Source organism: Burkholderia aenigmatica, from assembly GCF_048627025.1.
GTDB lineage: Bacteria > Pseudomonadota > Gammaproteobacteria > Burkholderiales > Burkholderiaceae > Burkholderia > Burkholderia aenigmatica.
Map to the genome: position 1 here is coordinate 1409680 of NZ_CP184469.1, position 14730 is coordinate 1424409.

Annotated in this window: 16 protein-coding genes and 1 pseudogene; 6 read left to right on the forward strand and 11 right to left on the reverse strand. The window is 64.5% G+C overall.

Going from position 1 to position 14730, the window contains the following annotated elements; genetic code table 11:
• The first annotated feature begins 58 nt into the window (after positions 1-58).
• From ACN8ZM_RS23375 to ACN8ZM_RS23395, 5 genes are all read left to right on the forward strand, one after another.
• Complete coding sequence (locus tag ACN8ZM_RS23375; RefSeq protein WP_420212518.1) at positions 59-1831, forward strand: ABC transporter permease; 1773 nt, start codon at positions 59-61, stop codon at positions 1829-1831.
• A complete protein-coding gene (locus ACN8ZM_RS23380; protein ID WP_420212519.1) occupies positions 1824-2891 on the forward strand; it encodes an ABC transporter ATP-binding protein in 1068 nt (355 codons plus the stop codon). The genes ACN8ZM_RS23375 and ACN8ZM_RS23380 overlap by 8 nt, the downstream gene beginning before the upstream one ends.
• A 137-nt stretch (positions 2892-3028) precedes the next feature.
• On the forward strand, positions 3029-4120 hold the full coding sequence (locus ACN8ZM_RS23385) for a porin (RefSeq protein ID WP_420212520.1): 1092 nt from the start codon (positions 3029-3031) through the stop codon (positions 4118-4120).
• A gap of 308 nt (positions 4121-4428) precedes the next feature.
• Positions 4429-4803: an ankyrin repeat domain-containing protein gene (locus tag ACN8ZM_RS23390; protein ID WP_420212521.1), complete on the forward strand. Its 375-nt coding sequence runs from the start codon at positions 4429-4431 to the stop codon at positions 4801-4803.
• A 116-nt stretch (positions 4804-4919) separates the two neighbouring features.
• Complete coding sequence (locus tag ACN8ZM_RS23395; RefSeq protein WP_043183922.1) at positions 4920-5183, forward strand: PAAR domain-containing protein; 264 nt, start codon at positions 4920-4922, stop codon at positions 5181-5183.
• 173 nt (positions 5184-5356) lie between these two features.
• On the opposite strand, the gene ACN8ZM_RS23400 is transcribed toward ACN8ZM_RS23395, so the two are convergent.
• From ACN8ZM_RS23400 to ACN8ZM_RS23450, 11 genes and pseudogenes are all read right to left on the reverse strand, one after another.
• On the reverse strand, positions 5357-6046 hold the full coding sequence (locus ACN8ZM_RS23400; RefSeq protein ID WP_420212522.1) for a DUF3304 domain-containing protein: 690 nt from the start codon (positions 6044-6046) through the stop codon (positions 5357-5359).
• Between the two features lie 116 nt (positions 6047-6162).
• Positions 6163-7188 carry a DUF6396 domain-containing protein gene (locus tag ACN8ZM_RS23405; protein WP_420212523.1) on the reverse strand — a complete coding sequence of 342 codons (1026 nt, stop codon included), beginning with the start codon at positions 7186-7188 and terminating at the stop codon, positions 6163-6165.
• A 92-nt stretch (positions 7189-7280) separates the two neighbouring features.
• A pseudogene (locus ACN8ZM_RS23410) lies at positions 7281-7451 on the reverse strand (PIN domain-containing protein); the annotation flags it as partial.
• A complete protein-coding gene (locus ACN8ZM_RS23415; RefSeq protein ID WP_089453109.1) occupies positions 7448-7915 on the reverse strand; it encodes a helix-turn-helix domain-containing protein in 468 nt (155 codons plus the stop codon). The pseudogene ACN8ZM_RS23410 and the gene ACN8ZM_RS23415, both read right to left, overlap by 4 nt.
• A 113-nt stretch (positions 7916-8028) precedes the next feature.
• Positions 8029-8835, reverse strand: coding sequence for a 4-hydroxy-2-oxoheptanedioate aldolase (gene hpaI, locus ACN8ZM_RS23420; protein WP_420212524.1), 807 nt, complete (start codon positions 8833-8835; stop codon positions 8029-8031).
• Between the two features lie 12 nt (positions 8836-8847).
• Positions 8848-9651 (reverse strand): 2-oxo-hept-4-ene-1,7-dioate hydratase, encoded by an 804-nt coding sequence (hpaH, locus tag ACN8ZM_RS23425; protein ID WP_043183524.1) that lies wholly within the window; start codon positions 9649-9651, stop codon positions 8848-8850.
• 20 nt (positions 9652-9671) lie between these two features.
• Complete coding sequence (locus ACN8ZM_RS23430) at positions 9672-10064, reverse strand: 5-carboxymethyl-2-hydroxymuconate Delta-isomerase (RefSeq protein WP_420212525.1); 393 nt, start codon at positions 10062-10064, stop codon at positions 9672-9674.
• 33 nt (positions 10065-10097) lie between these two features.
• On the reverse strand, positions 10098-10946 hold the full coding sequence (gene hpaD, locus ACN8ZM_RS23435; RefSeq protein ID WP_089453112.1) for a 3,4-dihydroxyphenylacetate 2,3-dioxygenase: 849 nt from the start codon (positions 10944-10946) through the stop codon (positions 10098-10100).
• Between the two features lie 209 nt (positions 10947-11155).
• Complete coding sequence (hpaE, locus tag ACN8ZM_RS23440) at positions 11156-12619, reverse strand: 5-carboxymethyl-2-hydroxymuconate semialdehyde dehydrogenase (RefSeq protein WP_089427642.1); 1464 nt, start codon at positions 12617-12619, stop codon at positions 11156-11158.
• Positions 12620-12641: 22 nt separating this feature from the next.
• The gene (locus ACN8ZM_RS23445; RefSeq protein ID WP_301766550.1) at positions 12642-13406 is read right to left on the reverse strand and encodes a fumarylacetoacetate hydrolase family protein; all 765 of its coding nucleotides are present in this window, start codon (positions 13404-13406) and stop codon (positions 12642-12644) included.
• Positions 13403-14092: a fumarylacetoacetate hydrolase family protein gene (locus ACN8ZM_RS23450; protein ID WP_420212526.1), complete on the reverse strand. Its 690-nt coding sequence runs from the start codon at positions 14090-14092 to the stop codon at positions 13403-13405. Before ACN8ZM_RS23450 ends, ACN8ZM_RS23445 begins: the two co-directional genes overlap by 4 nt.
• A 152-nt stretch (positions 14093-14244) precedes the next feature.
• Between ACN8ZM_RS23450 and hpaR the strand changes: the two genes are divergently transcribed.
• Positions 14245-14685, forward strand: a complete 441-nt coding sequence (gene hpaR / locus ACN8ZM_RS23455) for a homoprotocatechuate degradation operon regulator HpaR (protein WP_043183515.1) — start codon at positions 14245-14247, stop codon at positions 14683-14685.
• Positions 14686-14730 lie beyond the last annotated feature (45 nt).

Below are 14730 nucleotides of genomic sequence, written 5' to 3' on the forward strand. Positions count from 1 at the left end.
CCCTTCCCCTTACCGACTTCCTTGAGGCGGCCATCCGGATGGCCGCAGGGGCGAACTCATGCTTTCAACCAGCACCCGCGGAACGGCACCGGCCGTGCCGCCCACCACCGGCCCGCGCGACGCGATTCCCGCGCTGCCGGCCAACGGCCTGCAGCCGCTCGCCGGCATGCTGCGCTGGATCGTCGTCGCGGTACTGACCGTCGCGGTCGCGCTGCCGCTCGGCTTCATCCTGTTCCAGAGCCTGCTGTCCGCGCCGTTCTTCGACGCGAACAAGACGCTCGGCATCGAAGGCTTCCGCTTCATCTTCAGCGATCCCGACTTCTGGTCGGCCGTGAAGAACTCGTTCATCATCGCCGGCGGGATGCTGTTCATCTCGATCCCGCTCGGCGGCATCCTCGCGTTCCTGATGGTGCGCACCGACCTGCCCGGCCGCCGCTGGCTCGAACCGCTGCTGCTCACGCCGGTGTTCGTGTCGCCGATGGTGCTCGCGTTCGGCTACGTGGTTGCGGCCGGCCCGGTCGGCTTCTACTCCGTGTGGTTCAAGGAACTGTTCGGGGTGCAAAACGTGCCCTGGAACGTGTACTCGATCTTCGCGATCACGGTGATCGTCGGCCTCACGCACGTGCCGCACGTGTACCTGTACTCGTCGGCCGCGCTGCGCAATCTCGGCTCGGACGTCGAGGAAGCCGCGCGCGTGACGGGCGCCCGCCCGTTCCGCGTCGCGCTCGACGTCAGCCTGCCGATGACGATGCCCGCGCTGCTGTTCGCCGGCGTGCTCGTGTTCTTCCTCGGCTTCGAAGTGTTCGGGCTGCCGCTCGTGCTCGGCGATCCGGAAGGCCACCTCGTGCTCGCGACCTACCTGTACAAGCTGACCAACAAGCTCGGCGTGCCGTCGTATCACCTGATGGCCGCAGTCGCCGTGTGCATCGTCGCGATCACGTTCCCGCTCGTGCTGCTGCAGCGCCGGCTGCTGAAGACGGCCAACCGCTTCGTCACCGTGAAGGGCAAGGCCGGCCGCGCGACGGTGCTGCCGCTCGGCGTATGGCGCTGGGTCGCGCTCGCGATCGTCGCGCTGTGGCTGATGCTGACCGTGATCGTGCCGATCTCCGGCATCGTGCTGCGCGCGTTCGTGACCAACTGGGGCGAAGGCGTCGCGCTCGCCGAAGTGCTGACACTGTCGAACTTCATCGAGCTGTTCGAGCAGGACAACCTGGTGCGCGCGATCGTCAACACGCTCGGCATCGGCGTGATCGGCGGCGCGCTCGCGATCGGCTTCTACTCGCTCGTCGCGTTCGCCGGCCACCGCCGCCCCGACTGGGCCACCAAGCTGCTCGACTATCTCGTGCTGCTGCCGCGCGCGGTGCCGGGCCTGCTCGCCGGCCTCGCGTTCCTGTGGATCTTCCTGTTCGTGCCCGGCCTGCGCGAGCTGAAGAATTCGATGTGGAGCATCTGGATCGCGTACATGGTCGTGTGGCTCGCGTACGGGATGCGGCTCATCCAGAGCGCGCTGCTGCAGGTCGGCCCCGAGCTCGAGGAAGCCGGCCGCAGCGTCGGCGCGACGCGCAGCCGCGTGTCGCTCGACGTGACGCTGCCGCTCGTGCGTTTCGGCCTGCTCGCCGCGTGGCTCCTGATCTTCATGATCTTCGAGCGCGAATACTCGACGGCCGTCTACCTGCTGTCGCCCGGCACCGAAGTGATCGGCGCGCTGCTCGTGTCGCTGTGGGCGACCGGCGCCGTCGACCAGGTCGCCGCGCTCTCTGTCATCAACATTGCGATGGTCGGCGCCGGTCTCGGCGTGGCCCTGCGTTTCGGAGTGAAACTTCATGGATAAGCTCATCGTCGACGACCTGCACCTCAGCTACGGCGCCAACCCGATCCTCAAGGGCGTGTCGTTCGAACTGAAGGCCGGCGAAGTCGTGTGCCTGCTCGGCGCGTCGGGCAGCGGCAAGACCACGCTGCTGCGCGCGGTGGCCGGCCTCGAACAGCCGTCCGACGGGCGTATCCAGCTCGACGGCCGCGTGTTCTTCGACGGCGCGCAGCGCGTTGACCTGCCCGTCGAGCAGCGCTCGCTCGGTCTCGTGTTCCAGTCGTACGCGCTGTGGCCGCACCGCACCGTCGCCGACAACGTCGGCTACGGGCTGAAGCTGCGCCGCGTCGCGCCGGCCGAACAGAAGCGCCGCGTGCAGACCGCGCTCGACCAGCTCGGCCTCGGCCATCTCGCGGCACGCTTTCCGCATCAGCTGTCGGGCGGCCAGCAGCAGCGCGTCGCGATTGCGCGTGCGCTCGTCTACAACCCGCCGGTGATCCTGCTCGACGAGCCGCTGTCGAACCTCGACGCGAAGCTGCGTGAAGAAGCGCGTGCCTGGCTGCGCGAGCTGATCGTGTCGCTCGGGCTGTCGGCCCTGTGCGTGACGCACGACCAGACCGAGGCGATGGCGATGTCCGACCGCATCCTGCTGCTGCGCAACGGCCGCATCGAGCAGGAAGGCACGCCGGCCGAGTTGTACGGCGCACCGCGCTCGCTGTACACGGCCGAGTTCATGGGCAGCAACAACCGGATCGATGCGCGCGTCGCGGCGATCGACGGCGAATGCGTGACGCTCGCGGGCGACGGCTGGGAAATCCGCGCACTTGCACGCGACACGCTCGCGCCGGGCCAGGACGCACAGGCCGTGATTCGCCTCGAACGCGTGCAGGTCGCCGACGGCCCGGGCGCGAACCGGCTGCAAGCCGATCTCGTCACGTCGATGTATCTCGGCGACCGCTGGGAATACCTGTTCCATTGCGGCGACATGCGCCTGCGCGCGTTCGGCCACATGCCGCGCGCAGCGGGCAAGCACTGGATCGAATTCCCGACCAACGACTGCTGGGCGTTCGCGAAAGCGGGCTGACCCACGCGGCGCGCATCCCGCCATCCGATGACATGCAGGTCCGGCGGACGCCTCCCCCGCGTCCGCCGCGGCGTGCTGCGCGCCGCATTCGCTTCACCCCGTTTCACCCACTCACAAGAACCAAGGAGACACCGTCAATGAAGTCACGCGCAGAACGCTCCCTTCGCGCCGCCGTCCTGACCGGCTCGGCCGCCGTCGCCGGCCTCGCGGCAAGCGCCGCGCACGCACAGTCGTCGGTCACGATGTACGGGATCATGGATGCCGGCATCGAGTTCGCCAACCACGCGGCGCCGCAAGGCGGCAATTCGTACAAGCTCAAGTCCGGCAACAAGAACACGTCGCGCTGGGGCCTGCGCGGCGTCGAGGATCTCGGCGGCGGGCTGAAGGCTGTGTTCCGTCTCGAAAGCGGGATCGATCTCGCGAACGGCGCGTCCGACGACGGCCCCGACTCGATCTTCGGGCGCCGCGCAACCGTCGGCCTGAAGGGCAAGTGGGGCGAGATCTCGCTCGGCCGCAATTTCACCGTCACCTACGACTACATGCTGCCGTTCGACCCGATGGGGTATGCGCAGAACTACTCGTGGGCGACGTCGTCGATGGCCACCGGCGGCCGCAAGGACGGCATGTTCACGCGTTCGTCGAACGCGGTGCGCTACGACGGCGAATTCAGCGGCTTCAAGTTCGGCGCGATGTACGGCTTCGGCAACGTGCCGGGCAGCGTGAAGACCAGTTCGAAGTACGATGCGGCGATCGGCTACGAGGGCGGCCCGTTCGCGGCAGTGGTCGCGTTCGACCGTCAGAATGGCGCGTCCGACAGCGTGACGCCGGCCGATCCGGTCAACTACATCCAGGGGATTCATGCCGGCCTGAGCTACGACTTCGGTAACCTGAAGACGATGGCGGGCTATCGGAACTACAAGCGTGCGTATCGCACGAGCGCCGCGAACCAGCTGAGCGACATGTATTGGCTCGGCGGCTCGTACCAGTTCACGCCGACGTTCTCGCTGATCGGCGCCGTGTATCACCAGAACATCAAGGGCGGCACGGACGCCGATCCGACGCTCGTGTCGATGCGCGCGCAGTACGCACTGTCGAAGCGCACGGTGCTGTACGCGGCCGGTGCGTTTGCGATCGGGCAGCACGGGCAGAAGGTCGGCGTATCGCGCGATGTCAACGGGTACGGCACCACGCAAGTCGGGGTGACGGCGGGGATTCAGCAGCGGTTCTGAGCCGGATGCGGCGGGCGTGTGTCGCACGGGGCTGTCTTTTGGCCCCACGCGCGGCGGCATGACGGTGAATCCCGGATTGTCGCCGCACGGCTCGACCAATATGCTAAAGGCTTCTGTGATACGCCTCCTCCTGGCAGTAACGACTGTTCGACACTTTCTCGACAAATCGACCATGCCGAAAAGTGCATTAAATTGTACGAGGCATGGGATCAAAAGTGGCTACCAGGGCGGCATGACCAAAAGCTTACCGGTTGGAAAAATCGCCTTCAGAATCTGAAGGATGATCACAATAGGAAATGCACGCCAAAATGTCCTCAAAAGAGCAACTGAAATCTGTTTTTGAGAAGTACAAGACCCACCCTGAATTTTTGGGCCTTGAACTGACCGCCCCCAATCAACGAGGAGCGGTGGACGATACTCTCTTGCATCTTGCCGCGCGCAAGGGTGCCATTGACGATATGAGAGTGTTGATTGATGCTGGCGCCGATGTAAACATTTTAGGTGACTTGGGCAATACACCGCTTCATCAGGCAGCAATGATGAAGCAAGTAGAATCGGTTAAATTTCTTCTGAAATGCGGAGCCAAGAAGCAATTGAAGAATGAATTCGACCAAACGCCTCTGGACGTTGCTGAGATCAGCAAAAACACCGAAATAATTCACCTCCTGAAAACGGACAAATAGATCTGCTTCGCAACTTCGATACCGATTTCATGGCATCGAGCATCTACCTCGACGCTCCTGCCAGGCAATCGAACGATATTGTCGGATTTCATTTCTGAACGGTGGCATCCATCACTATGAAGGCCATCATCCGCAAAGGCGACACAACGGATCACGGCGGTATGGTGCTCGAAGGCTTTGGACTTTCGAATTTGAACGGCAGGTCCGCATCTGGCGTCGGTCACATGGTCTCGTGTCCGAAGTGCAACGGCGCTTATCCAATCGTTCAAGGCTCGAGCCAGTACACGATCGAAGGCCGCGCGGTAGCGCTGGACGGGACGAAGACCGCATGTGGCGCGTCATTGATCGCTAGCCAACAAGAATTTCTGGCGAACGAGTGACATCACCAGCATTTCGGATAGGTCGTCACCAAGTTCCTCTTTTGGCGGAAGTCAGTCATAGCCCATGCAGCCCATCTTCGGATCAACGGCTTTGGCACGCCCCTCGCTCCACACCTGCTTCGCTTCGCCAGGACGACCGGCCTCCGGCATGCACTTCCGCTATTGGATCAGGCTCATTTGCCCGCCTCGTGATTCAACGCCTTATCCACCCTTTCTTGCAGTTGCCGATCGTATGCCTCGGCCGCTTTGTCGCGCTCGCGCAGCGCCTGCATCTGCGCGTTCGCCGTGGCGTCGAGCACACCCTGAACGACATACGGATCGTTGCTGGCCGGCTTGTCCAACGAACTGCCGTCGTCGACGCGGACGCGAATCCGGTCGTCCTCGAGGAACTGCACCACGAAGTTGTACTGCGTGGGTCCATACGGCGGCACTTTTGCCACGGCTTCGAGCCATTGGTCGCCGCTACGGTCGTTGGCGTCGTATGGGTGCGAGTCACGCTCCCAACGCACGTGCACCGTCATGCCGTCGCGCCACTTCTCCGGCACATAGACGCAGCACGATTCGGAGCCACCCCCACTCGGTTCCCCGGTCTTGCCAACCGGCGCGATGTTCGGACCGCCCCCGCTTCGACCTTCGGAATCCGTGATGGAGAAACTTCCAACCCCATACGATGCGTAATTCAATCCGCTGACCGACGCCGGATTCTCGACCGCGCTGGCGGCAGGCACCACCTGCGCGGCAGCGCCTGCCTGCGACGCCTCCTGATGGCAGCCGGCCACCAGCACGCCTAACGCGAGCGCAGCCAGAAACCGCACCGGCATGGCTGCTGGTCGCGCGCTGCGGCGCGCTGGTACGTTTTTCATTGGGCGAATCAACTTGCTTCCTCGAACTGCTTGCTGACCGGCATTGACCCGATGAGACTTGTCGCGCGCTCGAAACCTCATCGCGTGCGCGGCGTCGCTCTTGGTCGCCTCGTCGGCTAAGTGACCGCCTTCGCGGTATTGATCAGCGTTTGTATATCGCCGTTCCATTTGGGGAGCGGTGCTGGCGGCAAGGGCAATATCTTGTCCAGGTTGGGAAGCTTCAATCGCCCATCGTAAGGTTTCAAGACATCGGCGACTTTGCCATAGCGTCGAGCACGTGCCTTGTCGATATGGCCGACCAGGTTGGTGCCATTGTCGAGGTCCATCCCGTCGAATTCCGCCGCAAGGCTATCGGCGCATTTGGCGCTTCCCAGCTTGACGCCTTCATGCAAGACGTTCAGTGCACGGCGTTTTGCCTCGAGCGTATTGGGACGGGCGTAGATCAAACCCAGTTTCTCTGCGGCATCGCCATACCCCTGTGCCAGCGCACATTCGAGCATCCGGGTTCCCACCGCCTGGTTGGCCCAGAAACCCTCACCGGGATTGTCGTAAGACGCGGCCAGCTTGTAGCCAAGGAAAGCCATCGCGGCCGGACTCCCCAGATCGGCGGCTCGCTGGAAAAATGCGTACGCCTTGCTTGCACCGCCGCCCTTGACCACCCCGTCGAGGTGATAGATGCCTATCCGGTCGTATGCATCGGGAATATCGAGCCTCATGGCCTTCTCGACCCACTGAATCGCGGCTTCGGGATCGTGTTCCGGTACGCCGGAACGATTGCTCAAAATCAGCGACGCCAGGTTCAGCATCGCCTTCCAGTGGTTTCTTCCAGCGGCCTGTAGATAGAGCTGATACACCTTCGCATAGTCGATGTTGTCGGCCGGTACGGCCGGATCGTCCAAGGTCAACGCTTGCTGAAACCACATGTCCGCCTGCGGATCCACTGGAGGCACCTGTTGTGCCTCAACTACGCAGGTGAAGTCTTTTCGATGTGGATCGAAGAGCGGCAGTTTTTCGTCACGTGGAAGATCAGACGTAGCAGTGGTCCACTGATGACCAACGGAAGTCAGGACGCCTGCATGCGCCGTGGTGACGAGCAGTAAAGCGGCGAGCGAGAAGCGCAATGCATCAATCAAAATTTTCATGCGCGGCCCGACTCGTCAGTGCCACCGATACCGCCACCATTTGACGCGGAGACCGAACGGTACGGCATCGTGGCCGACGAAGAGCGCTCGGCGCTCAAGTCGGGACGGTTGCGCAAGAGGTTACGCTTCCACTCGTTGTGAATATGCGTGCTCCAGCGAGCCCGGAAGCATCCACTCAACGCCAGCCGCATCAGAAAATCGCGAAGCGGCGCGGGATAAAGCACACAGGCATCATAGACGGCCGTGAATGGCGAACTCGTCATTCGTAGCCCATCCGCCACTCCTGAGCCTGCCTGCTCAACTCGTCCATTGCATCGGCACTCGCCTGATCGCGCGCTGCCTTGTAATGCATCAGATCGGAAAAACGCACGCGACGATGCTTACCCGTCCGGTGATACGGCAGCGCATTCGATTCAAGCAGCTTGATCAAGTGCGGGCGAGAAACATTGAGCAAATCCGCCGCTTCCTGAGTCGTCAATTCCGCGTGAACCGGTACGACCTTGACCGCGTTGCCATCGGCCAGCTCCGCGAGAATATCGACCAACAGCCGCAGCGCGGACGTCGGGAGCTCAACCTGATGCGCTCGATTCTCGTCATCGAAGATCTGAATACGCTGTGTATCGGTTCGCGTTGCGAGATAAGCCGCCAGCGTGCGCTGCCCTTCGACAGCCGCCTGCATCTCGCGCTCGACCGGCAAGATCATGTCGGGTGTCGGGGTATGGGGCATCGCGCTCTCCAATCGAGGGTTTCAGAGTCGCACCAGTCTATTCGAAATAAACGAAAATCGCAATAATCGAAATTTGATAATACCCTTATTATGTCGACGACACCCCGCGTGGCTCAATACGTCCCGTCCCCCTTCTTCACGGCCTCGCCGCCCTTCCCCTTGAACTGCGCAGCCAACCGCTCCGCACTCCTCGCCAGCAGTGTCGTATCCACCCCGACCGCGACGAACAGCGCTCCTGCTTCCAGATAACGACGCGCGGCCGCCTCGTCCGCGCTCAGGATCCCCGGTGCCTTGCCGGCCGCCTTGATCGTCCGGATCGCACCGTCGATTGCCGCCTGCACATCCGGATGCCCTGGATTGCCGAGATGCCCGAGATCAGCCGCGAGATCCGCCGGGCCGATGAACACGCCGTCGACACCTTCGACCCGCGCAATCGCATCGATCGCATCAAGCCCCGCCCGCGTCTCGACCTGCACGAGCACGGCCATCTCGTCATTCGCGCGATGCAGGTAATCGCCGACACGATTCCACCGCGATGCACGCGCCAGCGCGCTGCCGACACCACGAATGCCATGCGGCGGATAACGCGTCGCCGCCACCGCCGCGCGCGCTTCATCCGCGCTCTGCACCATCGGCACGAGCAACGTCTGCGCGCCGAGATCGAGCACCTGCTTGACGATCACCGGATCGTTCCACGGCACGCGCACGACCGGATGCGATGGATACGGCGCGATCGCCTGCAGTTGCGCGAGGATCGTCGGCACCGTGTTCGGCGCGTGCTCGCCGTCGATCAGCAACCAGTCGAACCCGGCGCCCGCAACCACCTCGGCGCTGTACGGATTCGCGAGCCCGAGCCACAGCCCGATCTGCGCATCGCCGCGCGCGAGCGCGGCCTTGAAGACATTCGAAGGCATCTGCATCGTTCGCTCACCTCATTCGAAGTAGCACTGGATCGTCCCGAGCGGGCCGTAGTCGACGCTGAACGTGTCGCCCGGCCGCGCCGCGCACGGCCGCGTGAACGAGCCGCCAAGCACGATCTGCCCCGGCTCCAGCGCGACGTCGAAGCGCGCAAGCCGGTTCGCGAGCCACGCAACGCCGTTCGCCGGATGGTTCAGCACGCCGGCCGCGACGCCCGTTTCCTCGACCACGCCGTTGCGCGACATGATCGCCGCGACCCAGCGCAGGTCGACGTCCTGCGGTTTCACGGGCCGCCCGCCGATCACGACACCCGCGTTCGCCGCGTTGTCGGCGATCGTGTCGAACACCTTGCGCGGACGCTTCGTGTCGGGGTCGATCGACTGGCTGCGCGCGTCGATGATCTCGAGCGCGGGCACCACATAGTCGACCGCGTCGTACACGTCGAAGATCGTGCAGTCCGGGCCCGTCAGCCGCTTGCCGAGCACGAACGCGAGCTCCACCTCGACGCGCGGCACGATGAAGCGGCCAGTCGGAATCGTGCCGCCGTCGGCGAAGAACATGTCGTCGAGCAGCGCGCCGTAGTCGGGCTCGTCGATCTGCGACGTGTTCTGCATCGCCTTCGACGTGAGGCCGATCTTGTGCCCCTTCAGCGTGCGGCCTTCCGCGAGCTTGAGGGCCACCCACGCGCGCTGGATCGCATACGCGTCGTCGATCGTGATGTCGGGATGGTCGAGCGAGATCTGGCGGATCTGCTTGCGTTCGCGCTCGGCGTCGTGCAGACGCTGCGCGAGCTGGTCGATGATGGCGGGTTCGAGCATGGTCGGATCGGGAATGGGGTTCAGCCGGCCCGCTTGTAGCGGGCATGGATGTTGTTGTGCTTGTACGAGCCGCTTTCGCTGAACTCGGTCAGTTCCATCGACAGCGCGAGGTAGCGTTTCGCGTACAGCGCCGCGAAATGCGACTTGATCGCGTCGAACAGCGCGTCGCACGCGGCCTTCTTCTGCGCGTCGGTGCGGCCCGAGCCGATCTTCAGCGTCACGTGAACGAATGCGTCGTCCTCCGTGCCGTCGGCGACGCAGTAGTCGTGCAGCTCGATCGCGCGCGAGCGGATGCCGCCCGTCGGGAACACGCCGCCTTGCGCGATCAGCGTTTCGTTGATCGTGCGCAGCAGCGTGGGAATGCGCGCGTCGTCGCGGATGTTCGCGGTGTATTCGACGACGATATGGGGCATGGCGAGTCTCCTGTCGAATGCGTGGCGTGGTGATCAGGACAACGGAAAGATCGCATTGATCTGCCCGGTACCCGAACTCGCGAAATAGTCGGTGACGATCTCGACGGGTTTATCGTAGCGATCCCAGCCGAGCAAGCCGAGCAGCATCGCGGTGTCGTGCATCCCGCCTTCGCCGTGGCAATGCGTGTTGTACTCGGGCAGCATCGCGCAGAAGGTCTTGAAATCGCCCTGCTTCCACAGCTCGACCACGCGCAGGTCGACCTGCCGGAAGAATTCGCGGCTGATCTGGTGGATCGATTCCTCGGGGCTGCCGTTGTCGTTGAAGCGATGCGACAGCGACCCGCTCGCGAGGAACGCGACGTTCGAATCGCTCTTCTCGATCGCTTCGAGCAGCGCCTCGCCGAAGCGCCGGCTTTCGTCGAGCTGATGCCACATGCACCAGCCGGCGATCGACACGACCTTGAAGTGCTGGTCGGCGTTCATGTAGCGCATCGGCACGAGCGTGCCGTATTCGAGTTCGAGGCTGTCGATCTCGTGCGCGCGCGTTGCGATCCCGCGCTCGCTGGCCGTCTCGGCGATCAACTGGCCGAGCGCCGGGTTGCCCGGATACGCGTACTGCATGTCGCGGATGAAATGCGGCAGCTCGTTGCTCGTGTACGTGCCCGAGAACTGCGCATTGCAGTTCACGTGATAGCCGGCGTTGACGAGCCAGTGCACGTCCGACACGACGATCGTGTCGACGCCGAGCGCGCGGCAGCGCTCGCCGATCAGTTGATGGCCGCGAATCGCCGCTTCGCGGCAGCCGTGATGCCTGCCGGGCAATTCCGACAGGTACATCGACGGCACGTGCGTGATCTTTGCGGCGAGGGACAGTTTGCCCATCGTTCAAGTCTCCTGTCGGCCGGAGTTAGCGCTTTAGCGCTTACTCCGGCCCCATGCTTCGCGGTCGGCTGGAGTTAGCGCTTTAGCGGTTACTCCAGCCCCATGCTTCGCGGTCGGCTGGAGTTAGCGCTTTAGCGGTTATTCCAGCCCCATGCTTGGCCGGCTTGCCGGCTAAGGAATCATTCGTGCTGCCAGACGACCCGCGCCCGTTACACGCCCCAGCGCGGAATATGGTGCGAACCCATCGAGATACAAACGTTCTTGATCTCCGCGAACACTTCGAAACTGTACTCGCCACCCTCGCGCCCGGTGCCCGATTCCTTCACGCCGCCGAACGGCTGGCGCAGGTCGCGCACGTTCTGGCTGTTCACGAACACCATCCCGGCCTCGATGCCGCGTGCGAGGCGATGCACCTTGCCGACGTCCTGCGTCCAGATGTACGAAGCCAGGCCGTACGACGTGTCATTTGCGAGCCGCAGCCCTTCCTCCTCGTCCTCGAACGGGATCAGGCACGCGACCGGCCCGAAGATTTCTTCCTGCGCGACGCGCATCCGGTTGTCGACGTCGGCCAGCACGGTCGGCCGCACGAAGTTGCCGTTGCGCAGATGGTCGGGCAGGCCCGCCGGCTTGTCCGCGCCGCCCGCGACCACGCGCGCGCCTTCCTGCTCGCCGATGCGGATATAGCCCGTCACCTTCTCCCAGTGCTGGCGCGTGATCATCGCGCCGAGATTCGTGGCCGGATCGGACGGATCGCCAACGATCAGGTTGTTCGCGCGGCGCGCGAATTCCTGAACGAAGCGGTCGTAGATCGTGCGCTGCACGAAGATCCGCGAGCCGGCCGTGCAACGTTCGCCGTTGATCGAGAAGATCGTGAACAGCGACGCATCGAGCGCGCGGTCGAAATCGGCGTCGTCGAAAATCAGCACCGGCGACTTGCCGCCGAGTTCCATCGAATACTTCTTGAGACCGGCGCGCTCCATGATCCGCTTGCCGGTGACGGTGCCGCCGGTGAACGACACCGCACGCACGTCCGGATGGCGCACCAGCGCATCGCCGGCCGTCGCGCCATAGCCCTGCACGACGTTCAACACGCCCGGCGGAATGCCGGCTTCGAGCGCGAGGCGGCCGAGCTGGTCAGCCGTCAGCGGCGACAGCTCCGACATCTTCAGCACGGCCGTGTTGCCGAGCGCGAGGCACGGCGCCGTCTTCCACGTCGCGGTCATGAACGGCACGTTCCACGGCGACACCAGCGCGCACACGCCGACCGGCTGGTACAGCGTGTAGTTCAGCATCTGGTCGTCGACCGGATAGGTGCGGCCGTTCATCTGCACGCACACTTCCGCGAAGAAGTTGAAGTTCTCCGACGCGCGCGGGATCAGCTGCTTGCTCGTCTGCGCGATCGGCAGGCCGGTGTCCTGCGTCTCCAGCGCCGCGAGCATCGGCACGTTCTTCTCGATCAGCTCGCCGAGCTTGCGCATCAGCTTCGCGCGCTCCTTGGCGGGCGTGTTCGCCCATTTCGGGAACGCTTCCTTCGCGGCGCGCACGGCCGCGTCGACCTCGGCCTCGCCGCCCGATGCGACGTCGGTGATCACCTCGCCCGTCGCGGGATTCAGCGTCGTGAACGTCTCGCGGCTTTCGACTTCGCGGCCGTCGATCCAGTGCTTGATGGTCATGCTCTCTCCTTGGGCGACGGGCTCAGCCGGCGCGATAGTAGTCTGCTTCGCCGACGATCGTGTTCACGAGCCGGCCAATCCCTTCGATCTCGGTCACGACCTCGTCGCCCGGCTTCGTATCCGCCAGCCCCTCGGGCGTGCCGGTCAGGATCAGGTCGCCCGGCGAGAGCGTCATGAAGCCGCTGATGTGCTCGATCAGCGCCGGCACGTCGAAGATCATGTCGCGCGTGCTGCCGCGCTGCGTCTCCTGGCCGTTCACCGTCGTGCGCAGCGTCAGGTCGCCCGCGTCGCCGATCTCGTCGCGGCTCACGAACCACGGCCCGAGCGGCGTGCAGGTGTCGCGGTTCTTCACGCGCAGGTTCGGGCGGTAGTAGTTCTCGAGATAGTCGCGGATCGCGTAGTCGTTCGCGACCGTGTAACCGGCTACGTAGTCAATCGCCTGCGCACGGCTCACGTTGCGCGCCGGACGGCCGATCACGACAGCCAACTCGCACTCGTAATGCATGTGGGTCGCATCCGCCGGGCGCACGGTGCGCGACCGGTGGCCGATGAACGTGTTCGGCCCCTTCAGGAAGATCAGCGGCTCGCTCGGCGCCTTGAACGCGAGTTCCTTCGCATGGTCGGCATAGTTGAGGCCGAGCGCGAACGTCGTGCGCGGCGCGACGGGCGGCAGCCATGCGACCCCCTCTTCAGCGACGACGCGCCCCGTATCGAGGCGGATCGCGCCGTCGCCGGCCGGTTCGGCCGCATGCAGGGCGCCGTTGTAAATGACGCGTGCGGTTTTCATCGTGCGTCCTCCGCGATCAGCGTATGCCGCAACGTGCCGATGCCGGCGGCCGAAATCTCGATCGTGCTGCCCGCGCGGGCGCGCGGTGCGCCGCCCGCGACGCCGAGCAGCAGGACATCGCCCGCGTCGAACGACATGAAGGCCGTCACGTCGGCGATCAGCTCGCGCACCGGGCGAATCAGCGTGGCAGTCGAGGCAGACACGGCCACCGCGCCGTCGATCCGCACGGTCAGGCCGATCGCGTCGACATCGCCCAGCGCGGCGGCCGGCACGATGGCCGGGCCCAGCGGGCAGAAACCATCGCGGCACTTGAAGCGCACGGCCGGACGGTAGTAATCGGGATGCGGCACCGACACGTCGCTCGCGAGCGTGAAGCCGTGTACGTAGTCGAGCGCCTGCGCGGCCGCCACGCGCGTCGCGCGCCGGGCGAACACGACGGCTATCGACGCGCCGATCTCCAGCGCGTCGACGCCGGCCGGCACGACGACGGCCGCGCCGTCGGCCGCATGCGTATTGGCGGGCTTGATGTACAGGATCGGCGCCTGCGGCGGGCGGCCGTAAGGCGGCGCGTTCACGGCATCGCCGAGCGCGTCGAGCGCCGCGCGCTCGTTGAGCAGCGCACCGTAGACAGTACCGATGGCAACCGGCAACGGCGGCGCCGCGGCGGTCGTGCAAGACAGCTCCATGCGTCATTCCCCTGCCGCGCGTCGCGGCGCATCGTCAATAGTTAACATCTTAAGTAAACAATCGGGCGCTGGCAACCTCGATTACCCTGATATGCGAAATTCACTACCGGCGGCTGTTAAGATTGATGCGTCCCCGTCCACTGCTCACCCCGATGAACCGTACGCTCGACCATCGCAACCTGGCCATGCTGCTGCTCGAGGCCCGCGAAACGCTGATGGGTCTGTTTCGCCCCATTCTCAAGGAATTCGCGCTGACCGAACAGCAATGGCGGATCATCCGCGTGCTCGACGGCGAACCGGCGCATGCGCTCGAAGCGGGACAGATCGCGCGACGCTGCTGCATCCTGAGCCCGAGTCTCACGGGCGTGCTGGAACGGATGGAGCGCGACGGCCTGATCACGCGCACGCGCGCACAGGAGGATCAGCGCCGGCTGTTGGTCAGCCTGACGCCGCAAAGCAGGAAACTGGTCACGGAAATCGGTCCGCGGATCGACGAGCAGTACCAGCAGCTCGAGTCGCGGTTCGGCCAGGACGGCCTCGAAGACATCTATCGCGCGCTCGACCGGCTCATCGAGCTCGGCGGCAACACGTAATGACAGCCCCCGCTCCCGCCAGCGGCGGAAACGGGGGCCAGCGCA